We start from the raw sequence: 22,958 nt of genomic DNA, 5'->3' as shown, positions 1-22,958 counted from the left end.
CAACGTCGAGTGAAAGAGGAAGACGCATGTCCGAGTCACAGCCCGCCACGCCCGCGTCCCCGAGCCGCCGCCGTTTCCTGCAGATCACCGCCGTCGGCACCACGGCGGCCGCCACCGGGATCGCCGCGGCCCCGACCGCGGACGCCCTGACCTCCTTCATCCACCCCGGGGTGCTGCACAAACTCTCCGACATCCAGCGGATGAAGACGCGGATCGCGGCCGCCACCGAGCCCTGGCTCAGCGGCTGGAACGTGTTCAGGGCGAACGCGTACTCGCAGTCGACCTACGCCATGCTGGGCCCGCGCACGACCATCGACCGGGGCACCACCGAGATCGGCAACTGGGAGTTCTGGAACGACTGCAACGCGGCCTACCAGAACGCCCTGATGTGGAACCTGACGGGCACCACCGCCCACGCCACCAAGGCACTGCAGATCATCAAGGCATGGTCCTCCACCCTCACCTCGATCACCGGCAAGGACGCCCAGCTCGCGGCCTCCATCTACGGCTTCAAACTCGCGGCGGCAGCCGAGCTGATGCGGTACACCGCCCCCTCGGGCAGCTGGTCCGCGGCCGAGATCACCCAGACCGAGAACCTCTTCAGGAACGTCTTCGTGCCCCTGGTGAGGACGTTCGGCGACGCGGGCTGGGGCACCAACTGCATCAAGGCGATGATGGCGTTCGGGGTGTTCTGCAACGACACCTCCCTCTACAACGCCGCCGTCGACGCCTTCCACCTGCACGACTGCTGCAAGATCAGCCGGGTGATCAGGGACTCCGGCCAGTGCGTGGACAGCGGACGCGACCAGGCCCACACCCAGCTCATCCTGGGCAGCATGGCCGAGGCCTGCGAGATCGCCTGGGTCCAGGGCCAGGACCTGTACTCCGCCTCCGCCAACCGGCTGCTGGCCGGCTTCGAGTACACGGCGAAGTACAACACCGGCAACGACGTGCCGTACACCGTCTGGGGCTCCTGCCGGCTCACGTTCAACTCCATCTCCACCGTCGAGCGCGGGAATCTGCGCCCGATCTACGAGATGGCCTTCAACCACTACGTCAAACGCCGCAGCCTGCCCGCCCCCTGGACGTACGCGGCCATCGGGAACATCAGCCCGGAGGGCGCGGCGTTCCAATGTGACCACGTGGGCTTCGGCACCCTGCTGTTCACCCTCTGAGCGGAGCTTTCGTGATCCACAACCCCGTCCTGCGCGGCTTCGAACCCGACCCCGTGATCCTCCGCGTCGGCGACGACTTCTACATCGCCACCTCCACCTTCGAGTGGTACCCGGGCGTCCGGATCCACCACTCCAGGGACCTGGTCGACTGGCGGTCCCTGGGCGGGGTTCTGGACAGCACGCGCCTGCTCGACCTCACCGGCGTCCCCGACTCCGGCGGCATCTGGGCGCCCGGACTGTCGTACGCGGACGGCCTGTTCCACCTCGTCTTCACCGTCGTCGACACCTACGCCGAGGGATGGAAGGACCTTCCCAACTACGTCACCACGGCCCCCTCGATCGAAGGACCGTGGTCCGACCCGGTTCCGCTGCACGGCCGCGGCTTCGACGTCTCCTTGTTCCATGACGAGGACGGTGACGGCCGCAGCTGGCTGCTGAACATGCGGTTCGACTGGCGTCCGGACCGCGAGGGATTCGCCGGGATCGAGATCCAGGAGTACGACCGCAAGACCCGGGCCCTGCTCGGCGAACCCCGCACCCTCACCACCGGAACCTCCGTCGGTGTCGCCGAGGGCCCGCATCTCTACCGGCGCGACGGCTGGTACTACCTGGTGCACGCGGAGGGCGGCACCGGATACGAACACGGCGCGGCCGTGGCCCGCTCCCGCGACCTGCTCGGCCCGTACGAGGCCGATCCGGCCGGCCCCCTGCTCACGTCCCGGCACGACCCGTCCCTGGAGTTGCAGAAGGCCGGGCACTGCTCCCTCGTCGAGACGGCGACGGGCCAGTGGTACGCCGCTCACATCGCCGCCCGCCCTCACACGGAGCGGGGCCGGTGCGTGCTCGGCCGGGAGACCGCATTGCAACCGGTGACCTGGACCGACGACGGCTGGCCCCGCATCCCCGGCGCCGTACCCGCCGTAGCGGTGCCGGCACCCGCGCTGCCACCGGCGCCCGTCGCCGAACCACCGGCGCACGACTGCTTCGACGCTCCGGTTCTCGGCCCCGACTGGTCCACCCTGCGCCGCCCGGCCGGCGACGACTGGATCGAGCCGGCACCGGGGCGGCTGCGCATCCGGGGCGGTCAGTCGCCGGTGGGCCGCCGCACGCCCAGTCTGGTGGCCCGGCGGGTGACCGCCCCGCGCTGCTCCTTCGAGACCAGCCTGACCTTCTCGCCCCGCACCCCCGACCATCTGGCCGGTCTGACGGCCTACTACAACACCCGCAACTGGCACTACCTGTACGTCACCGCCGAGGACGACGGCTCCCCGGTCCTGCGGGCACTGAGCTGCGAAGCCGGCCGTCTCGTCGCACATGAGCCGACCGTACCGCTGAAGCCCGGACGCCCGGTCGTCCTGCACGCGGAACTCGACGTTCCGGCCCTGCGCTTCTCGTACGACACCGGCGGGGGAGTCCAGACGCTGCCGATCGAGCTCGACGCCACCGTCCTGTCCGACGAGCACGCCGACGAGTTCCACGACGGCCAGTTGCGCGTTCTCGGCTTCACCGGCGCCATGTGGGGCCTGTGGGTGCAGGACCTCGACGGCGCCGGTGTCCACGCGGACTTCGCCCACGCCACGTACCGGACCTTTCCGGACGGCCCCGCATGACGATCGACGACCTGAGACGCGTCCACCTCTTCCGCACCGATCTCGGGTCCGACGAGGCGGTGCCGCTGCTTCTGGTGCACGGCTGGGGCGGGGACGGCCGGGAGTGGTCCGCGCACGCCGAGGCGCTGGCCGACCGGTTCCGCGTGATCGTCCCCGACCTGCGCGGGCACGGCCGGTCGGACGTCCCCGACGAGGGCAACACGCCGACGGAGATGGCCGACGACCTCGCCGCGCTGCTCCGGCACCTTGGCACCGGGCCGGCGATCGCCGTGGGCCACTCCATGGGCGGCCAGGTCGTCAACCTGCTCGCGGTCCGGCATCAGGAGCTCGTCCGCTCGGTCATCGCCCTTGATCCGGCTCACGGCGCGCACGGGGCGGAAGTGGAGGGGATTCCCGCCCGGCTCGCGGAGTACCGGGAACGCGGGGCGCGTGCCGCGGCCGAGTTCATCGCCGGCGCCTTCCCGGCAGGCGCTCCGGCCGGACTGCGTACGGCACATGTCCGCACCATGCTCGGCACCCCGGATCACGTCATCGCCCAGGCGTACGCGGGCATGTACACCGACTCCGGCGCGGTCGGCGTCCGCCCGCACAGCGAGGCGTATCTGCGCCGGCGCAGCCAGCCCGCGCTCACCGTATGGACCTCGGCGCAAGCGGCCACCTGGGAACGCGGCACCCTGCATGTCCCCGGCTCCCGCGTCGAACACTGGCCTGACACCGGGCACTACCTGCACGAGGAACATGTCGGACGCACAGTGCGCCTGTTGGAGGACTGGGCGACGGCTGGACAAGGGACCCGGTAGGAAGTGCCTGCGCCCGTTCACCGGCTCCAGCAACTGGACGCAGCACCTGCTCGCCCCGGCGGGCAGACCTCAGTCCGGTGCCGGGGGGCGGGTGGACTGCGGGAGTTGGCGGCGCCCTTAGCGATGCCCGGCCCTGCCAGGGCCCGCTCGTCGCATGGTGGGGAGGAGTGCTATGACCTCCCAGCCGTGGTCCTCGCGTGGGCCGGTGTGCAGTGTGCCGCCGAGTGCGGTGACGCGTTCGGTGAGGCCGACGATGCCGAAGCCTCCGCCGCGGGCGGCGTAGGGCAGCGGGGCGCCTGCGCGGCCGTTGTCGCGCACCGTCACGTGCAGGGTGTCGTCGGCGTGAGCGAGGGCGACGGTGACTTCGGTGGCGTCGGCGGCGTGGCGCCGTACGTTCGTGAGGGCTTCCTGGACGACGCGGTAGGCGGCGGCCTGTACCTCGTGGGGCAGATTCGGGGGCATGGAGGCGGAGCGGTGCAGTTCGGCCTTCGGGCCGGTCGGGCCGCCGAATCGGTCGACGAGTTCCGTGAGGGCTGCCAGGTCGCCCACCAGGTGGTTCTCGCCCGGCTCCAGCCGGGCCGTTTGCTCCGGGCCTTCGCGCAGGATTCCGACGGTCAACCGCATGGAGTCGAGCGCCTCGGTCGCGGCGTGCTCGATTCCCGCCAGGACCGGGTCCAGGCGATCTGGTTCGCTGCTGACCATCATGCGGGCCATCTGTGTCTGGATGAGGATGCCGGTGACGTGGTGGGCGACGAAGTCGTGCAGGTCGGCTGCCATGGCGAGGCGTTCGGAGCGACGGGTCTCGGCGACCGCGACGCCGCGCCTGTGGTCCAGGGAGCGCAGGTAGCCGCCGAGGCCGATGGTGATGCCGGTCATCAGCGCTACTACCAGTGTGAGCCCCAGGATCAGGGCGTCGTCCTGGGTGCCGGTTGCGTAGAAGCGCAGCGGTGCAGCGATGGCCGCCCCGCCGACGAGCAGGGCACAGGGGCCTGCCCATCGTGGTGGGCAGGTACGGACGGCGAGCAGCAGCAGGCAGAGCAGGACCGCCACTTCCCCAGGGCCGAACATACGAATTCGCTCGGTCGTCGTGGCCACGGCGGTCAAGGCCAGGGAAGCGCCTGCTGGTAGGGCGGCCCGCAGTTGGGGAGTGAGCCACGCGGGTTGCCGGGCGGAGGGCCACAGGACGGCCGCGAGGCCGAGCGACAGCAGCAGGAGCACAGGCCAGAGGGTCTTGCCGTTGGTGACGGCGATGAGCACGTCCGCGGCGGCCAGCAGGACCAGTGTGATGACGCCCGTCGCACGCAGGCAGCCCTGTCGGCGGGTCCGCGTCGTGGTCGGGTCGTCCGTCGCAGGCAGGAGGTTCACATCGGTCACTGTAGAGAGGAGCGGTCGGCTGCGCCTCGGCTGGTCGGCCGAGGCGGACGTCAGGCGCGGGAACCGCTTCGCCGGCGGTCCCCGCGCCTGGTCATGGCACGGTGGGACGGTCAGTTGATCCGGACGATCTTCCAGAGCTGGTCGTCGAGGCTGGCGCTGCCCCACTGGATGACGGCTGCCCCGTCGGCGGTGGAGGACTGGGTGACGCCGGCGACGAGGGTGCTGTTCACGTTCCGGAGTTTGTAGTAGCCGCCGCCCCCGTCGGTGAGGGTCCACTTCTGGGAGTCGGCGCTGGAGGCGGTGTTCTGGACGATGGCAGCGCCCGCGGCGCTGGAGGAGCCTTGGATGTCGAGGTTGAGGTTGCTCTTGGTGTTCTTGATGTTCCAGGCGCCGCTGCCGGCGGACTGGAAGGTGAAGAGCTGGCAGGTGCAGTTCGTGTTCTGCCACTGGTTGGCGGCGGTGCCGGCGGTGGTGGAGCCGTTCGGGATGTCGAGGTACTTGCCGCTGTTCTTGTTCACCAGGACGTACTGGCCGGTGCCCAGGGGCGGCAGGGCGGTCTGGGTGAGGTTCCAGCGCTGGCAGCCGCAGCTGGTGCCGCTCCACTGGACGGCGGCGGTGCCGACGGTGGTGGAGGCGCTGGGTATTTCGAGGAGCTTGCCACTGCTGCGGTTGGTGATGCTGTACCCGCCGGCCGGGTGGGGCGCGATGGCCCATTCGTGGTCGGGCGTGCCGTTGTCATCCCACTGCAGGACTGTGGCGCCGTTGGCGGTGGACTGGCTCTGGACGCCGAGGACCTTGCCACTGGCGACGTTGAAGATCTTGAAGTAGCCCGAGGACTGCTGCTCGAAGCGCCACTGCTGGTTGGTGGAGGTGGTGGGGTTCTGCTGGGTGGCGGTGGTGCCGTTGGTGGTGGAGCCGCCGACGATCGTGAGGTTCAGGGCGCTGTTCGCGTTGGTCATGGTGTAGGTGGCACCGTCGGAGACGCCGCCGCCCAGGTCGATCGTGCTGTAGGTGACCGGGTTGGAGAGGCCGCTGCCTCCCCGTCCGGCGCTGAGGATCAGCAGGCTGTGCCCGTCGGCGAGGGCCGTCATGCCGCGGCTGTAGCCGCCGATCACATTGGCGCTGATGCGCGTCCAGGTGTTCGCGGCGCCGTTCTGCGTGTTGATGAACAGGTCCTCGGCGCTGTTGGCGCTGACGACGAGTGTGCCGTTGGGGCCGCCGGTGGGCAGCCAGGTCATGTAGGGAGCGCTCTGCGGCACCACGCCGCCCGTCGTCCGCAGCGGGATGCCGGTGACCGAGCCGAACGCCTCCGGGTCGGAGGAGATCTTGTAGTAGACGGAGAAGTTGCCCTCGGGAGCGCCGCCGTACTCGTAAGACATGACGTACTTGCCGTTCGGCAGCTTCGCGACGGTGGGCATGCCCGGCCGGTCGCCGGCGGTGGGCATTGCCACGTCGTCGACGACGGGGCCCCAGTTGCGGACGTCGGTGGAGACCTGGTGGACGATCTTCTGGCCGTGGTCGGGGTCGCGCTGGTCGGAGTAGTAGACGATCAGCTTGCCGTCGGAGACGAGGAAGAACGGCTCCCACACGGGAGTCTGGCCGTTCGTGTCGAACGCCGAGCCGCCTGTGGCGATGTTGCTGACGAAGTCCCAGGTCTGACCGCGGTCGGTGCTGGCGTACATGTCGATCTTGGTGGCCGACCGGTCGGAGGGCACCGAGTCACCTGCGGCCAGGATGGTCCCGGCCGGGAAGTCGCCTATGGCCGTGGGCAGTTCGAAGAGCTCGGGCTGCCAGCGCATGCCCCAGCCGTTCTCGGTGTCGGCTACGTCGGAGAGCTTGCTCCAGGAGTCGCCGTTGTCGGTGGAGCGGTAGATCGGGAAGACGGGCGTACCGTTGGTGTACTGCTCGAACGTGGCGAGCAGGGTGCCGTTGGCCGATCCGTTGTGCTGCAGACGCAGCACCCGCGGGTACAGCGAACCGGGCGAGGGCGCACCCGCGGGCGGGGTGTACATGGTCTGCGAGGGACGGGAGAGGGCCTGAGCCCGCCCCGAGGCAGGCAGCACAATCGTCGCCGCGGCGACGATCAGCGCCAGGATGAGCAACAGCAGGGTGGTGGGGCGGGAATGCTGAGCGGCGCCGGGTCTGGCGCTCAACAGTGCAGGGGACATGTGCGGCTCTCAGGGCAGGGGAGGGACAGGAGGGTCCGGTGCGTGCCGCCCGGGACGAAACCGGGTGGGAAGCGGCGAGCCCGGAGTGCACGTCCACCGCGTACGAGGAACCGCGGTGTCGTGCGGCATAGGAGTCGGACCGATCCGCCTCGCGAGTGAGACGGCTGGTGCGAGTGGCGGAGCTGTGCCCGGGGCGCGGTGTGTTCTCCGAAGCCGGGGTGCTCTCAGGTGGTGGGCCGGTCCGTCTTGTCGGGGTGCGACGGCGGAGGCGCGGTCGAGCCGCGGACGACGAGTTCGACCGGTGGGTCGCTCGCCTGCGGCAGGTCGGTGTCGGGCTTCTCGATCGCGTGCACGAGAAGGCGGATGCCCTCTCTGGCCGCGGCCTCGAAGGGCTGGCGCACGGTGGTCAGGGGAGGAGAGACGTAGGCGAAGACCGGGTTGCCGTCGAAGCCGACGACGCTGATGTCCTCGGGTACGCGGCGCCCGGCTTCCCGCAGGGCGTGGATGAGCCCGATGGCCATCTCGTCGCCCGCCGCGAAGACAGCGGTCACGGACCTGTCCGACGCCAGCGCCCGGCCCACGGCATGGCCGGAGGCAGCCGACCAGTCACCGTTGAGCAGTGGCGGCTCGTGCGCGCCCCGTGCCGCGAGCGCCGCACGCCATCCTTCGATGCGGTCCTTGGTGGCGTACCAGCGCCGCGGACCGGCGAGATGATGAACGGTCGTGTGTCCCAGGTCCAGCAGATGCTCGGTGGCCGCCCGCGCCAGTTCCTGTGCGCCCACACCCATGGTCACGGTGCGGGTGGCGGTGAAGGCGGGCGGTGCTCCCAGGAAGAGGACGGGGACGCCGACGCGGACGCTGATGTCTCCTTCCACGATGGGTTCGGAGACGATGACGCCGTCCACCCCTTGTTCGAGCAGCGACGCCACGGCACCCGCGATGCCCGTCGGGTCGCCGTCGGGCGTGTTGACCACGCGGAGCGCGTAGCCCGCGTCGCGCACGGCCCGCTCGATGTGCACGAGCAGTGAAGCGGTCCCGTAGCCGGCGGTGCCCAGGGCGACCACACCGATGGAGCCGGTACGCCCGGAGACCAGTGTCCTGGCCGCCTGGTTCAGCCGGTAGCCGAGTTCCTCGGCGGCCGCGAGGACCTTGGTGCGGGCGTCCTCGGAGACGTACGGCTCGTTGTTGAGGACCCGGGACACCGTCTTGCGTGACACCCCGGCCAGGCGGGCCACGTCCGCGCTGCGCGGCACAGCGGAGCCCTCGCTCCGTCCCACCACTGCTGCCATGAAGTCTCCCGACGGCCGTACGTCTGCATCGAAGGCGGTCAACTGTATGACCACGCGGTCTGACCGCGTGGTCATGTCTACGTAGCCGACAGCGGTACGTCAAGGGTTCCGGCGGTATCGATTCCGAGGGGCGGATGCGGGTTCGTCGGAGGGCGGCCGGTCGGCGAAGGGAGTCGCAGTCGCCGTGCGGAGAGCCCCCGTGGTGGACATATCTGCTGGTCAAGGGATACAAGTTGGCTCTCGCGCCGGCTCGCGGAACGGGGGTGTCGCTCCCCTCCGGCGGTAGGCCGGCCGTCCTGCCGACAGGTACGGTCAGCTCTGAGGTCAGGTCGAAGGGGCTTGACAGCGACTCCTCGGAGCGTTCACTCTTCCTCCCAACCGCCGGTCGAATTTGTTCGATCGTGTTGAGTCTTGGTCGCGTAGACGACCGCTTCCCCGTCACACCCCGCGGGCCGACGTGCCGCCTGAGCACGGCCGCCCTGTCAGGAGCCGAAATGCACTCTTCCTCCCTCGGTCGGCCCATGCCTTCTGCCAGCCGACGCACCGTCCTGCGCGGTATCGGTGGCGCAGCCGTCCTCGGCGCCGGCATACCGCTGCTCAGCGCCTGCGGCGGCAGCGGCAGCGGCAGCGGCACGGCATCCGACCCCAAGACCGTCAGCCTCGGGTCGAACGCGTCGGACGCGGTGCCGAAGAAGGCGTTCGCCGAGATCTACGCGGCGTTCACGAAGCAGTCCGGGATCACGGTCGACGTGAACACCAAGGACCACAACACGTTCCAGGAGCAGATCAACACCTACCTCCAGGGCACCCCGGACGACGTGTTCAACTGGTTCGCCGGCTACCGCATGCAGTTCTTCGCCGCCAAGGGCCTCGCCTCCCCGATCGACGACGTGTGGCAGAAGATCGGCGGAAACTTCCCCGAGGCGATGAAGGCGCTCAGCAAGGGCGCGGACGGCAAGTACTACTTCGTGCCCATCTCCACGTCCCTCTGGGGCGTCTTCTACCGCAAGAGCGTCTTCGAGAAGTACGGCTACGAGGTCCCCACCACCTGGGACCAGCTCGTCGCCCTGTGCAAGCAGATGAAGAAGGACGGCCTGGTTCCGTTCGCCTTCGGCGACAAGGACGCCTGGCCCGCGCTCGGCACCTTCGACCAGATCAACTTCCGTACCAACGGCTACGACTTCCACGTCGAGCTGATGGCCGGCAAGGCGTCCTGGACGGATGCCAAGGTCCGCACCGCCTTCGACCACTGGGCCGAGATCCTCCCCTACCACCAGGAGGGCGCGGTCGGCCGCACCTGGCAGGACGCGGCCCAGACGCTGATCTCGAAGAAGGCGGGCATGTACCTGTTCGGCAGCTTCGTGGCGCAGCAGTTCACGAACAAGGCCGACCTGGACGACCTTGACTTCTTCCCCTTCCCGGAGATCGACTCCGCGCACGGACAGGACACCGTCGAGGCGCCCACCGACGGCTTCATGCTCTCCAAGGCTCCGAAGAACAAGGACGGCGCGCTGAAGCTCCTGGAGTTCCTGGGCACCCCGGAGGCAGAGCAGATCTACCTGAAGTCCGACCCGAGCCTGGTCGCGGCTTCCAACAAGGCCGACACCTCCTCGTACACCCCGCTCCAGAAGAAGGCGTACGAGACGATCGCCGGCGCCAAGCACCTCACCCAGTTCATGGACCGCGACAGCCGCCCGGACTTCACCTCCACGGTGATGCAGCCCGCCCTGCAGAAGTTCGTCCGCGACCCCAAGGGCGTCGACAGCCTGCTGGCGTCGATCGAGCGCCAGAAGAAGACGATCTTCGCGTCCGCATGACCGCCACCACGAACACCGGTACCGGGACCGGAACCACCAGCACCTCGGGGGCGGCCGCAGTGCCGCCCCCGGGCAACCCGAAGAATGTGACCAAGAATCAGACCAAGCGGCTGCGCGCCCCCTTGGGCCACCGACGGCTGCTCACCCGACGGGACCGCCTCACCCTCGGCCTGATGGCCGGGGTGCCGACGATCCTGCACGTCATGCTCGTCTGGCTCACAGCTCTCGCCTCGATCGCGCTGGCCTTCACCACCTGGGACGGCATCGGCTTCGACTCCATCACATGGGTCGGCCTGGACAACTTCCGTGAGCTGTTCACCAGCAACCCGCAGTTCTGGCCCGCCGTCGAGCACAACATCGTCTGGTTCGTCGTGCTCATCCTGATCCCGACGCCGCTCGGCCTGTTCCTGGCCGTGCAGCTCGACAAGAAGATCCGGTTCAGCAAGGTGTACCAGACCGCGTTCTTCCTGCCCGTCGTGCTGTCGATGGCGGTCATCGGGTTCGTATGGCAGCTCGTCTACAACCCCGACACCGGCCTGATCAACAGCATCATCGGCGCCAACGAGCCCGGCCACTACATCGACTGGATCGGCGACCCGGACCTCAACCTGTGGTCCGTCCTCATCGCCGCCTCCTGGCGCCACACCGGCTACATGATGATTCTCTACCTGGCCGGCCTGAAGGGTGTCGACCCGGCGCTTCGGGAGGCGTCCTCGCTGGACGGCGCCAACGAGTGGCAGACGTTCAAGAACGTCATCTTCCCCACCCTGCGCCCCACCAACACCGTCGTCCTGGTCGTGACGATCATCGAGGCGCTGCGCGCCTTCGACCTCGTCTTCGTCTTCAACAAGGGCGCCGAGGGCACCGAGTTGCTGTCGATCCTGGTCACCAACAACATCATCGGTGAGTCCAGCCGCATCGGATACGGCTCCGCGATCGCCGTGGTCCTGCTGGTGATCTCGCTTGCCGTGATCATCCCGTATCTGATCGCGACCTTCCGGAAGGAGCGGCGCGCATGAGCTCCCACCCGTCGCCCACCACCACCCTGAACGAGGCGCTTCGCGCCACCCCTTTGAACTCTGGCGCGCTGGCCAAGCAGCGCACCCCCGTCCGCCCTGCCCGGATCCTGCTGCACGTCTTCCTCGCCGGTGCCGCGCTGGCCTGGCTCGCACCCCTGCTGTGGGCGATGTACGCGGCGATGCGCCCGTACGCCGAGACCAGCACCAAGGGCTACGTCTCCTGGCCCGACGAACTGAGCCTCGACAACTTCACCAACGCCTTCCAGCAGTCAGACATGCTGCACTACTTCGGCAACACATTGCTGGTGGCGATCCCCGCGGTGCTGCTGACGCTGTTCCTGTCGTCGATGGTCGCCTTCTACGTCAGCCGCTTCGACTTCCGGGTCAATCTGTTCCTGCTGCTGGTGTTCACGGCCGGCAACCTGCTGCCCCAGCAGGTCATCATCACCCCGCTGTACCGCCTGTATCTGCTCATCGACCTGCCCGGCATCACCATGAGCGGCAAGCTCTACGACTCCGCGCTGGGCCTGGTACTGATCCACGTGGCGTTCCAGTCCGGCTTCTGCGCCTTCGTGCTGGCCAACTACATGCGCTCCCTGCCGCACGAGCTGACCGAGGCCGCCCTGGTCGACGGCGCCTCCGTCTGGCGCCTGTACTGGCAGATCGTGCTGCCCCTGTGCAAGCCCGCCATGGCCGCCCTGGCGACGTTGCTGTCCATCTGGATCTACAACGATTTCTTCTGGGCGATCGTGCTGATCTCCACCGGCGAGAACATGCCGATCACCTCGGCGCTGAACAACCTCTCCGGCCAGTACTTCACCGACCCCAACCTGGTCGCAGCCGGAGCCCTGCTCACCGCGATCCCGACCCTGATCGTGTACTTCGTGCTCCAGCGGCAGTTCGTCAGCGGCCTCACGCTGGGCGCCAACAAGGGCTGAACCTGAACCCCCCACTCGTTCCCCGCACTTCCCCGGAGCAGCACCTGTGAGCACCGAACGCCCCAACAAGGTTGTGAGCCCCTTGCCTTCCCAGCTCCCCACGTATGTGTCGGACACCGCACCGTGGCGGGGCGCCCTGCGCCCGGCCCGCTCCTGGCTGCATTCCGACGCTCCCTCCCAGTCGCTCAACGGCTCCTGGCAGTTCCGTCTGTCGCCCACGGCGGCCGTCGCCGAGGACTTCGCCTCCGAGGACTTCGACGACCGGGGCTGGGACAGCATCCCGGTGCCGGCGCACTGGGTGCTGGAGGGCGACGGCGCCTACGGCCGGCCGATCTACACGAACGTCCAGTACCCCTTCCCGATCGACCCGCCGCACGTCCCCGACGAGAACTCCACCGGCGACTACCGCCGCCGTTTCGACGTCCCCGAGGACTGGTCGGACGCCGAGCGGGTCCTGCTGCGGTTCGACGGGGTGGAGTCGCTGTTCCGGGTGTGGGTGAACGGCGTCGAGATCGGCAGCGCCAGTGGCAGCAGGCTGGCCCACGAGTTCGACGTGACGTCCGCGGTGCGACCGGGCGGCAACGTCGTCGCCGTACGGGTGCACCAGTGGTCGGCCGCCAGCTACCTGGAAGACCAGGACCAGTGGTGGCTGCCGGGCATCTTCCGGGACGTCACCCTGCTCGCCCGCCCGGCCGGGGGCGTCGAGGACGTCTGGCTGCGCACCGGCTACGACCACGGAAACGGCCGTATCGACCCGGAGGTCACCGCCGACGCCGCCGCGTTCCCCGTCACCCTGCGCATCCCCGAACTCGGCGTCGAGCGGGTCTGGGCCACCCCGGCCGACGTGGCGCCCCTCGACATCGCGGGCGTCCAGCCGTGGTCGGCCGAGCGGCCCCGCCTGTACGACGCCACCGTGTCCTCGGCCGCGGAGAGCATCGCCCTGCGGGTCGGCTTCCGCACGGTCGAGATCCACGGCGACCGGCTCCTGGTCAACGGCCGCCGTGTCGTCTTCCACGGGATGAACCGGCACGAGGCCCACCCCGAGCGCGGCCGGGTCTTCGACGAGGAGCACGCCCGCGCGGACCTGGCCCGCATGAAGCGGTTCAACGTCAACGCCATCCGCACCAGTCACTACCCCCCGCATCCCCGGCTGCTCGACCTCGCCGACGAACTCGGCTTCTGGGTCGTCCTCGAAAGCGATCTGGAGACCCACGGCTTCGAGAACGTCGACTGGGCCGACAACCCGAGCGACGACCCGGCCTGGCGCGCCGCCTATCTGGACCGTGTCCAGCGCACCGTCGAGCGGGACAAGAACCACCCCGCCATCGTGATCTGGTCACTCGGCAACGAGGCCGGAACCGGCGCCAACCTCGCCGCGATGTCGGCCTGGGTCCACGCCCGCGACCCCGAGCGTCCCGTGCACTACGAAGGCGATTACACCGGCGAGTACACCGACGTCTACTCCCGCATGTATCCGACGGTCCCGGAGATCGAGCAGATCGGCACGGACGGTTCCGTCGCGCCGCTGCTCGGCTGCACCCCCGCGCAGGGCGCCCGGCAGCGCACCAAGCCGTTCCTGCTGTGCGAGTACGCCCACTCGATGGGCAACGGGCCGGGTGCCCTCGACCAGTACGAGGAACTGGTCCACCGGTTCCCGCGGGTGCACGGCGGTTTCGTCTGGGAGTGGCGCGACCACGGCATCCTGGCCACGGCCCCGGACGGGACGCCGTACCACGCCTACGGCGGCGACTTCGGGGAGGTCGTGCACGACGGCAACTTCGTGATGGACGGGATGCTGCTCAGCGACGACGTGCCGACGCCGAGCCTGTACGAGTTCAAGGCGGTCGTGACGCCGATCCGCTTCGCCTTCGACGGCGACAAGCTCGTGATCACCAACCTGCGGCACTCGGCCGACACGTCCGACCTGCGCTTTCGCTGGCGCGTCGAGCACGACGGGAACCTCGTGGACTTGGGGGAGTGGGATGCCCCGGTCCTCGCGGCGGGCGAGTCGGGGCGGGTGCCGTTGCCGCCGGTCGCGGTGGCCCCGGACGGCGAGACCTGGCTGACGGTCGAGGCGGTGCTGGCGACGGCGACCGCCTGGGCGCCGCAGGGGCATGAGATCGCCACCGCCCAACTCGACCGCTCGGTACGGCGGCCGGTGCCCGTCGCCCGGCCCCGGCGCGACTGGCGGCCCGGCGAGGGAACGCTCACGCTCGGCATCGCCGAGTTCACCGGCGGCTCCCTCACCCGCCTCGCCGGGCGCCCCGTGGCCGGCCCTCGCCTGGAACTGTTCCGCGCGCCCACCGACAACGACGAGAGCCGGGCCGACCGGCTGGAGGGAAGCGACAACAGCGTCCTCGGGGTGTCGAGCGCCGACACCTGGCGCCGCGACGGCCTGGACCGGCTGACCACGCGGCGCCTCGACGTCGAGCAGGCCGCGGACGCCCTGCGCACCGTGGACCGGGTCTCCGCCGCGGGCTCCGCCCTCTCGGTGACCGTGGAGTCCCTCTGGTCGATCGAGGACGGCGAACTCGAACTGCGCGTGGAGATCGAGCCGTCGCGCGGCTGGCGGTCGGTGTGGCCGCGGATCGGGGTGCGCTTCGAACTGCCCGACGGGACGGCACCCGTCGACGGCGCGGACTGGTTCGGCCTGGGCCCGCTGGAGTCCTACCCCGACAGTCTCCGCGCGGCCCGCACCGGCCGCTTCTCCTACCCGATCGGGGACCTCGCGGTCGCCTACGCGCGCCCCCAGGAGACCGGCCACCGCTCCCAGCTGCGGCGCCTCACGCTGACCAGCGGCGGCACCGAGGTACTGCGGCTCGTGGCACTCCCCGACGCCCGCGGTCGGCGCCCCGGCTTCACCCTCGGGCGCCACACCCCCCAGCAGATCGCCAGCGCCGCACATCCCTTCGAGCTCCCGGAGTCGACCGCGAGTCACCTGATCATCGACGCCGTCCAGCACGGACTCGGCTCCCGGTCCTGCGGGCCGGACGTGTGGCCGGAGTTCGTGCTGCGCCCCGAAGCCCGCACCATCAGGCTGCGCATCACACCGGGCGCCTGAGCAACAGAGCCCGTCGGCGACGCTGCTGCCCACCGTGGGCCGGCGGGCCGACCGGGCGCTGCACGGCCCGGCGGCGGGGGTGGCTGGCGGTTCCCCGAACGATGGTCCCGGACCGCGGACTGCCCTCGACGAGAGCATGCCGCTCGAGCCGGGCGCCTGCCGCATCCCCCTCTCCGAGATCGGCCGGGCCGAGGCCTACGCGCGAGCCTGTGCCGAGCTCGGCGAGCCCCGGGCCGCTGTCGAGGGGCGATGGCGGCCGGCCAGGCGACCCGGCGAAGCCCACCGCCCTCGTCAGGACCGTTTCCCGGCACACACTTCGTCAGCGACGGGCCGAAACAGCGGTGCGGTCTTCAAGGATGCATCCATGGGTTCGCACACCGTCTGATGACCAAACGGAAGGGCAAGTACGCCATCGGACAGAAGGGCCTGATCCTCGGCCGCGAGGGCGTGGGCACGGTCACCGAGGTCGGCCCGGCCGTCGCCGGCCTCAAGCCCGGTGGCCTGGTCGTGATCAACCCCACCCAGCCTTGCGGGCTGTGCCCTGCGCGCAGGGTCGGCCACGAGCGTTGTCTCTACCGGGTTCCCGACTCCATGAGCGCGTCGCAGTCGTCCGAGAGCCGATGGCGGAAGCCGAGTGGTGAGCCCAGGTATAGGGGGTTGCTCCGTGTGTCGGTCCTTCCTCGGGCTTGGCGAGGTTCGGCCATGGGGTCATCGGGAGGCATTCCGCTCGACTGTGCCGACGTGCCGGGGCCCTCTCTCCAGGTGCGACCTCGCCCGGCTTCCACATGACCAACGGCCGCGCCGGCCGGCGCGGCCCCGCATCTCCGAGAATCACACCTCGTGCCACTACGGCGCCGCTGCCCGGGAGAAGCGCCGACTGGACGCGAGGCGGGCCGGGGCACTCCTCCCGGTTGTCTGAAGCAGGCCGTCAGCCCGATCCGGGTGCTGCCCGGCCCGCCACGGTCGTCGGCGTAATGCCGCGCCAGGTCGATTTCCTTCTCGACTCCACGGAAAGTGAGTTCTGACATGACAGGTTTGCCCAGTCGCCGACAGGTACTCGGCGGGACGGCAGCGGGAGTACTGGCCACGCTGGCCGGGATCCCGCATGCCGGTGCCGCGTCCGCCGCTGTGACGTACACGGCGCCGGATCCGCGGGTGTGGATCCACCTCAACAACGGGTGGCGATTCATCAGAGCGGACGCCACTGGTGCGCAAGCGCCCGGTTTCGACGACTCCGGATGGACGTCCGTCGTCACCCCCCACACGTGGAACGCCGTCGGCGGTGCCGACGGCGGCAACGACTACTACCGCGGAGTGGGCTGGTACCGCCGCCGCTACACCGTGCCGGCCGAACTCGCCGGAAAGAGGCTGTACCTGCAGTTCGCCGGGGTCAACCAGATCGCCGACGTCTGGGTCAACGGCACGTACCTCGGGCAGCACAAGGGCGGGTACTCCCGCTTCCGTTTCGACGCCACGGCCGCGCTCGTCCCGGGCGGGGACAACGTCATCGCGGTGAAGGTGACCAACGCCCGCGACACCGGCATCGCCCCGTTGAGCGCGGACTACACCTTCCAGGGCGGCATCTACCGCAACGTGAGCCTGTGGGCCGTCGACGACCTCCACGTCCGGATGACGGACTACGCGGGCCCCGGCGTCTACCTCCGGCAGACCAACGTGAGCGCGGCCTCGGCCACGGTGACCGTCACGACGAAGCTGTGGAACGACAGCACCACCACCAGATCGGTGGTCGTGCGCAGCGTCATCGCGGACAAGAGCGGGACCGTCGTCGCGGAGACGAGCAGCACCGCGCAGACCGTCCTCGCGGCCACCGGCACGGAGGTCCAGCAGACTCTCCACATCAGCAGCCCGCACCTGTGGAACGGCCTGGCGGATCCCTACCTCCACAACGCCGGCGTCGAGATCCATGACGTCACCGGGGGCGGGGACCAGATCACGGATGTGGTGACCGAACGCCTGGGTCTTCGCTCCATCGCCGTCGACGCCAACACCGGGTTCCGCCTCAACGGCAGCCACCTCCACCTGCATGGCGTCAACCTGCACCAGGACCGGGCCGGCCAGGGCTGGGCGATATCCGACGCCGATCACACCCAGGACTTCGACCTCATCAGCGAGATCGGCGCCAACGCCGTCCGGATGGCGCACTACCAGCACGACCAGAAGGACTACAACCTCGCTGACGAACGCGGAATGATCGTGTGGGCGGAGATTCCCCTGGTCGACCTCGTCACCGACTCGGCCGCCTTCACCACCAGCACCCAGAACCAGCTGCGGGAACTGATCCGGCAGAACTACAACCACCCCTCGATCGCCTTCTGGGGCATCGGCAACGAGCAGATCGACTACAACGGCACCGCCACGAACACGCTGCTCGCGTCACTGGCCGACATCGTCGAGGCCGAGGACCCGGACAGGCTCTCCACCTACGCGGTCCGCGGCGAGGACCCCGACAACGCGCAGGCGGGACTGCACACCCAGACCACGGGCTTCAACAAGTACTACGGCTGGTACTACGGCTCCAAGGACGGCGACCTCGGCGCGTGGGCCGACAACCTGCACGCCACCTCCCCGTCCCGCAGGATCGCCATGTCGGAGTACGGCGTCGGCGCCAGCACCACCCAGCACGCCCTCAACCCGCCCAAGCCGGCTCCGGGCGGATCCTGGCACCCCGAGGAGTACCAGTCGCTGTTCCACGAAGCGGCCTGGAAGCAGCTCGCCGCCCGTCCCTTCATCTGGGGCACGTTCGTCTGGGCCATGTTCGACTTCCCCTCCGACGGCCGCAGCGAGGGGGGCCAGCCCGGCATCAACGACAAGGGCCTGGTCACCCGCGACCGGCAGATCCGCAAGGACGCCTTCTATTGGTACAAGTCCAACTGGGCTACCACTCCCACCCTCTACATCACCAGCCGTCGGTGGACCCAGCGCACCGAGCCCACCACCGAACTCAAGGTCTACTCCAACGCGGGCCAGGTCACCGCCACCCTCAACGGCACCTCCCTGGGAACCCGGAGCAGCAGCGACCACATCTTCAGATGGCCCAGCATCACCTTGAGGCCCGGCCAGAACACCGTGACGGTCACCGCGACCATCAACGGCTCCACCTATACCGACAGCGTCAACTGGACACTCGGCTGAGAACCCCGCCCCTCGACAGCCGCCCGGTCCGCACGCGGCACAGGCGCTACAGGGGTAGGGCGGGCGATGCCACAGTTCTCGGGTGGCCGTATGACCACCGCCACGATCCCGTAGGTGGGCGGGTCTCGGCGGCGTGACGATGCCAGGTGGCACACGACGTACGCGACGAAGCTCCGGTGGGCAGAGTGACCTGTCAGGTCGTTCTGCCCGACCGGAGCTTCGATGTGCCGTTCAGTCCGCCGCCGCGTGTCACGCCGAGTCGCCCACGGCGTCAGCTTCGTGCGACTGCCGTCGGGGCCATGATCACGGCAGGGCGAGCCATGGCCCGTTCGATGGGAACTGTCAGCTTCGTGCGGAGGGTGAATTCGCCCGGCCGCAGAACGGCGTCGCGCACGTCCTGCGTCACGATGAACGAGCACCGGCGGGAGCAGTGTCAGGCATGGGCCAGTCCCGGGAGGTGTTCGGCGAGGTGCATGGTATGCAGCCGCGCGAACTCGTCGTGTGTGCAGCGTCCGTAGGCGGGGTGGGGGGCGTGTTCTCCGGTGTGGCCGGTGAACAGGGCCACCGCGTCCGTGAAGCCGGCCGCGGCCTCGCTCACCGGCAGGCCCGGGTCCAGCGGCGGCGCTCCGTCGATCTCCGCGCCGAGCGGGTGCTTCATCGCTCCGCGGCGCAGGAAGACCCACTTGGCCAGAGCGCCTGCCGTCGCCCGGAACAGGGCGGGCTTGAGCTTGGGATAACCGGAGACGGAGTAGCGGACGGTCTGGGCACAGTGCTGCAGTGTCTGGGACAGGTTCCAGGCGCTGCCCGGCGCCAGCAGGTCACGCTCGGGGCGACCGAGGTCCTTGCGGAGCCGTTCAGTGAGCTGGACGAGGGTGAGTGAGGTCATATCGCAAGATTCCGTTTCCTGCATGCTCGACGGCCAGGGCCCCGACGTCGGTCCCGCCCCTGGCGGCAGGCCCATGCCGGGCACTCCCCGCTCGCTGGGCAAGCACTGGTACTGACTACTGCGTCAGAGCGCCGGTGCATGCTCGTTCAGGTGGTCGATGATCAGGCTGGTGAGGACCTCGGGAGCCTCATCGGGGACCCAGTGACTGATGCCTTGCAGTGCGTGGAACGAGTAGGGGCCGCTCACCCATTTTTCTGTGGCATGAGCTGCGGTGGACCCGAGCGCGACGTCCTCGGTGCCCCAGACGTAGAGCGTGGGTACCTGGATCTTCCCGACCGCGGCGTCAGGCCGGTCGGCGCGGTAGTAGTTGAGGGCCGCGCTCAGCGCACCGGGTTCGGACAGACGCTGTACGTATGAGTCGACGTGATGGTCGGCAACCTTGCCCTGGTAGAGGGAACGCAGGAGCGCGGCGTCGTCCGCGAGGAAGCGGGCCTCTGTGTCGGGGCTGCGCCAGTCCTGCTGGTACTGGGAGCGACGGCGTTGGTCGTCGTCGGTGCGATGTGCCTCGCCCAGCGCGTTGGGATGCGGCGTCGACACGGTGGTGAGCGTGCGCAGTCGCTCGGCGTGCCGGGCCGCGGTCCACCAGGCGATGGCGCCGCCCCAGTCGTGTCCGACGAGGTCGAAGCGGTTCCAGGCGAGTGCGTCGGCCACCGCCAGAACGTCCCCGACCAGTTCGCTCACCCCGTACGCGTCGGCACGCATCGGGCGCACACCTGGCGAATAGCCGCGGGTGTCGGGCGCGACCGCGCGGAAGCCCTGGTCACCCAGCGCGGCCACTTGTTCTTCCCAGAGGACGGCGGTCCGGGGAAAGCCGTGCAGGAGCAGGACGGGGCGCCCGTCGGCGGGTCCTGCTGCGATCGCGTCGAAGGTGCCTGAAGCCGATGGGATTTCAAGGTGTTCTGTCATGGTGCATCCTTTTCGGGAAGGTGGGCGCCCCGTCGGGGCATCGTGCCCACGAACGCTCCGCTGCCGAGCAGCGCCGAAAGAGCCACCGCCAGGACGAGCCGGCGGGTGGAGATGCGGCGACAGCTGCGGCGACCTAGGGTGACGGCTCGTCGATCGCGCGGTGTCGCGGCGCTGCGGGTGCCCCTCAGGGCGCATCAGTTCTGTCGCCGCTTGCGCCTCATGGCTCGTCGGTGGGTGGGTCCGTGCGGCCGATGATCCAGGCGCCCCACTCCGTGTCGGTGCGCCGTTCAGGCAGGTCCAGCACGGTGGAGACCGTCAGGACGAGACCGGTGGCCAAGAAGGAGCGCACCTGCATCGGGTCGGCGCCCGTCAGACGGGTGATGGTCTGCTGGAGGTCGAGCTGGCGCCGCCGTACCGACTCCTGGACCACCGCGTCGCCTGACGCGGCATAAGCCTGCAACAGGACGAGGCCGACAGTGGGTCGGCTCTGCAGGAGATGCCGGTAGGCGTCACCGAGCGCGCTCAGCGTCGGTTCGGCGCTCTCGAAGGTGGCCTCGATCCCGTCGTAGGCCGCGTGTACGACCTGAAGGAACAGATCACGCTTCGAGCCGAACATCTGCACGATGCGGGGATGGGAGATGCCGACCCGTGCGGCGATCGCCTCGATGCCCGCCCCCGACAGTCCTTTCCGGGCGAACTCAGCGTCGGCCGCCTCCATGATCTCAGCCCGCCGCACCGACGCCGGCTTACGGGTGCGGCCGGGCTCGGTCACTTCTCGGCCTTCGCGCGGCCGATCTGACTCAGCACGAAGCGGTGGTCGTACAGGCACCGGTAGGCGTGGATCAGCCCGTCCTCTCCCAGCTCCAGACGGTCGTCACCGTGGAACTCCACGCGCTGCCCCGTGCCGGCGAGGGTCCCCGAGAAGCGCCACGCCACCAGCACGGCCCGCCGCGTCACCTCCCCGTACAACCCCATACGCGTGAACGAGTAGTCGGGAAAGGCCTGTGCCATCTGCGTCACGAAGGCGCGGAGGCTGTCGGGGCCGTGTGCCGTCTCACCGAGCGCCGGCTCGTCGTACACCAGGTCTTCGGCGCACAACGCCGCCGCGGCATCGCCATCGTGCTCGTTCCAAGCCCTCTCCCATCGATCGCAGAACGCCTCAAGGGCCTTGATGTCTGATGCGGCCACTTCGGCCACGGTGGTAACCATGCTTCTAACTTACAGGTAAGTAAGATGCGAGCCAAGGGCCGGTTGGCCCAAGGTGGGGGCTTGCCTTGGGGCATCATCCGCGGTGACGACTACAGCGAAGCGAACTGAGGACCGGGTGCCCCACGAACAAGGTGATGGGCCTGATTGACCTCCCACCCGAGTCCTGGGATGGGAACTGCGGCTGGATGCTCTCCGCCAACCTGACCGCCGACCGCGACGCCTGGGTGAGGCTCCTGGCGGTGCGCGACCACGCCGATCTGGTCGATGCCGAGCCCGGCACCAGGCGCTTTCGCCTCTGCCGCCTGCGGGCCCGCATCGCGAAGCACGCCCGCCGCCTGCTCCGCATCGAGGCCACCTGGCCCTGGGCCAACGCGTTCACCACCTGCGGGCGGCGACTCTCTGAACTTCCCGCCGTCACCCGACCGTCGGTCCTGTCCCGACGAAGACCAGAACGGGGGAGACCCGCACCACCCCGGGCCCGTGGAGCCCGGCGCAGCCGCAGCGTCACGCGACGGCCCACCCCCGACTGCAGGGGACATTGCGAGCGAACCGCCGAGTCGCTCAGCGCCCGAACCTCGCTGCCGGATCGAGGTAAAGGGTGAGTCACGGCGTGCCGCGGACATCCAAGTTTGGTATCGGGACGATAGGGGGTGGCAGTTCGCCTGCGGGGAGTTGGCCGACTCGCTGGACGGCCAGTTCGCCCAGCCGCCGCTTGTCGAGGAGGGCGCTGCCTTGGTTGGCCGGAGGCAGACCGGGTCGAACGGTGGGGTGGTGACGCCGCCGAAGGGGAAGATGCCGCGGCTGGTCTCCGTGGGGAGGAGGTCGCCGACGGGGTGATGCCTCCCTCCGCTATGAGGGAGGGGTTCTCATGTCAGCTTTCTCCTCTGTGGGTTCACTCGAAGAGCACTGCAACGACTTCGGCGACGCACACAGGCTTGTCGCCGCCCCGCCGCTCGACGGTGACGCGGAGGACGGCCTGGGCTCCCTGCGGTCCGCGCCGCAGTTCCGTCAGCTCCACCATGCCCCTCACCTGGGAGTTCACGGGTGTGAGGGCCGGGCAACGGACCTTGTTGCTGCCGTAGTTGATGGCGGCGGTCAGCCCCTCGGTCCGCGCGGCTTCCGACAGGAGCATGGGGACGAGGGACGGGACCAGATAGCCGTGGGCGACCGTCGTTCCGTACGGGCCCTTCGCGGCCTTGTTCGGGTCGAGGTGGATCCACTGGTGATCGCCGGTGACATCGGCGAAACGGTCGATGTCATTCTGGGGCGGGCGCTACGGCGGCACTCACCGCCACCGCTGTTCAGGTGCCGGACGCGGTCCCCTGAACACAGCAATGTGACGCTGCTGGCGTCGTCGCGTACCTGGTCCACAACGCTGGGCGCCTGCTGCACCGCTCGCTGGACGAGCCCCGGAAGCCTGGGTGGCCTGGCGCTGCCGCCCCTTCAGTGTTGACGCCTTCTCCACCAGCACCGCCACTGGTGGCCCGCACCCG

17 protein-coding genes are annotated in these 22,958 nt (G+C 69.4%); 9 read left to right on the top strand and 8 right to left on the bottom strand.

All coding sequences use genetic code 11. From position 1 onward, the window contains the following. Positions 1-26 precede the first annotated feature (26 nt). From QA802_RS06950 to QA802_RS06940, 3 genes are read left to right on the top strand one after another with little or no spacing between them, the layout of a single operon-like run. A complete protein-coding gene (locus QA802_RS06950; RefSeq protein WP_006378835.1) occupies positions 27-1,175 on the top strand; it encodes an alginate lyase family protein in 1,149 nt (382 codons plus the stop codon). Positions 1,176-1,186: 11 nt separating this feature from the next. Further along, positions 1,187-2,785: a glycoside hydrolase family 43 protein gene (locus QA802_RS06945; RefSeq protein ID WP_006379147.1), complete on the top strand. Its 1,599-nt coding sequence runs from the start codon at positions 1,187-1,189 to the stop codon at positions 2,783-2,785. Then, positions 2,782-3,585: an alpha/beta fold hydrolase gene (locus QA802_RS06940; RefSeq protein ID WP_006379216.1), complete on the top strand. Its 804-nt coding sequence runs from the start codon at positions 2,782-2,784 to the stop codon at positions 3,583-3,585. The genes QA802_RS06945 and QA802_RS06940 overlap by 4 nt, the downstream gene beginning before the upstream one ends. A gap of 117 nt (positions 3,586-3,702) precedes the next feature. On the opposite strand, the gene QA802_RS06935 is transcribed toward QA802_RS06940, so the two are convergent. From QA802_RS06935 to QA802_RS06925, 3 genes are all read right to left on the bottom strand, one after another. Next, positions 3,703-4,959, bottom strand: coding sequence for a sensor histidine kinase (locus QA802_RS06935; RefSeq protein WP_006378614.1), 1,257 nt, complete (start codon positions 4,957-4,959; stop codon positions 3,703-3,705). A 110-nt stretch (positions 4,960-5,069) separates the two neighbouring features. Further along, positions 5,070-7,127 carry an RICIN domain-containing protein gene (locus QA802_RS06930; protein ID WP_037727461.1) on the bottom strand — a complete coding sequence of 686 codons (2,058 nt, stop codon included), beginning with the start codon at positions 7,125-7,127 and terminating at the stop codon, positions 5,070-5,072. Between the two features lie 224 nt (positions 7,128-7,351). Further along, entirely contained in the window at positions 7,352-8,416 is a 1,065-nt protein-coding gene (locus QA802_RS06925) for a LacI family DNA-binding transcriptional regulator (protein WP_173402939.1), read from the bottom strand. Positions 8,417-8,937: 521 nt separating this feature from the next. Here QA802_RS06925 and QA802_RS06920 point away from each other — a divergent pair. From QA802_RS06920 to QA802_RS06900, 6 genes are all read left to right on the top strand, one after another. Beyond that, positions 8,938-10,233: an ABC transporter substrate-binding protein gene (locus QA802_RS06920; RefSeq protein WP_006378736.1), complete on the top strand. Its 1,296-nt coding sequence runs from the start codon at positions 8,938-8,940 to the stop codon at positions 10,231-10,233. Continuing rightward, positions 10,230-11,252, top strand: a complete 1,023-nt coding sequence (locus tag QA802_RS06915) for a carbohydrate ABC transporter permease (RefSeq protein ID WP_006378583.1) — start codon at positions 10,230-10,232, stop codon at positions 11,250-11,252. The genes QA802_RS06920 and QA802_RS06915 overlap by 4 nt, the downstream gene beginning before the upstream one ends. Beyond that, on the top strand, positions 11,249-12,190 hold the full coding sequence (locus QA802_RS06910; RefSeq protein WP_006379287.1) for a carbohydrate ABC transporter permease: 942 nt from the start codon (positions 11,249-11,251) through the stop codon (positions 12,188-12,190). The genes QA802_RS06915 and QA802_RS06910 overlap by 4 nt, the downstream gene beginning before the upstream one ends. A gap of 82 nt (positions 12,191-12,272) precedes the next feature. Further along, positions 12,273-15,251 carry a glycoside hydrolase family 2 TIM barrel-domain containing protein gene (locus QA802_RS06905; RefSeq protein WP_216868753.1) on the top strand — a complete coding sequence of 993 codons (2,979 nt, stop codon included), beginning with the start codon at positions 12,273-12,275 and terminating at the stop codon, positions 15,249-15,251. 249 nt (positions 15,252-15,500) lie between these two features. Beyond that, positions 15,501-16,040 carry an alcohol dehydrogenase catalytic domain-containing protein gene (locus QA802_RS41470; RefSeq protein ID WP_078507299.1) on the top strand — a complete coding sequence of 180 codons (540 nt, stop codon included), beginning with the start codon at positions 15,501-15,503 and terminating at the stop codon, positions 16,038-16,040. A gap of 237 nt (positions 16,041-16,277) precedes the next feature. Continuing rightward, on the top strand, positions 16,278-18,404 hold the full coding sequence (locus QA802_RS06900; RefSeq protein WP_173402941.1) for a glycoside hydrolase family 2 protein: 2,127 nt from the start codon (positions 16,278-16,280) through the stop codon (positions 18,402-18,404). Between the two features lie 433 nt (positions 18,405-18,837). Here QA802_RS06900 and QA802_RS06895 read toward each other — a convergent pair whose 3' ends face one another. From QA802_RS06895 to QA802_RS06875, 5 genes are all read right to left on the bottom strand, one after another. Continuing rightward, positions 18,838-19,290 carry a DUF1569 domain-containing protein gene (locus tag QA802_RS06895; protein WP_006379044.1) on the bottom strand — a complete coding sequence of 151 codons (453 nt, stop codon included), beginning with the start codon at positions 19,288-19,290 and terminating at the stop codon, positions 18,838-18,840. A gap of 123 nt (positions 19,291-19,413) precedes the next feature. Continuing rightward, positions 19,414-20,256, bottom strand: coding sequence for an alpha/beta fold hydrolase (locus QA802_RS06890; RefSeq protein ID WP_006379149.1), 843 nt, complete (start codon positions 20,254-20,256; stop codon positions 19,414-19,416). A 217-nt stretch (positions 20,257-20,473) separates the two neighbouring features. Next, positions 20,474-21,028, bottom strand: a complete 555-nt coding sequence (locus QA802_RS06885; RefSeq protein WP_231885174.1) for a TetR/AcrR family transcriptional regulator — start codon at positions 21,026-21,028, stop codon at positions 20,474-20,476. Next, a complete protein-coding gene (locus QA802_RS06880) occupies positions 21,025-21,453 on the bottom strand; it encodes an ester cyclase (protein ID WP_006378598.1) in 429 nt (142 codons plus the stop codon). Before QA802_RS06880 ends, QA802_RS06885 begins: the two co-directional genes overlap by 4 nt. Positions 21,454-22,357: 904 nt before the next feature. After that, positions 22,358-22,720 carry a MaoC family dehydratase gene (locus QA802_RS06875; protein WP_075693505.1) on the bottom strand — a complete coding sequence of 121 codons (363 nt, stop codon included), beginning with the start codon at positions 22,718-22,720 and terminating at the stop codon, positions 22,358-22,360. Positions 22,721-22,958: the final 238 nt, after the last annotated feature.

The organism is Streptomyces sp. B21-105 (assembly GCF_036898465.1).
GTDB lineage: Bacteria > Actinomycetota > Actinomycetes > Streptomycetales > Streptomycetaceae > Streptomyces.
This window is presented reverse-complemented; position numbering and strand designations above follow the sequence as displayed.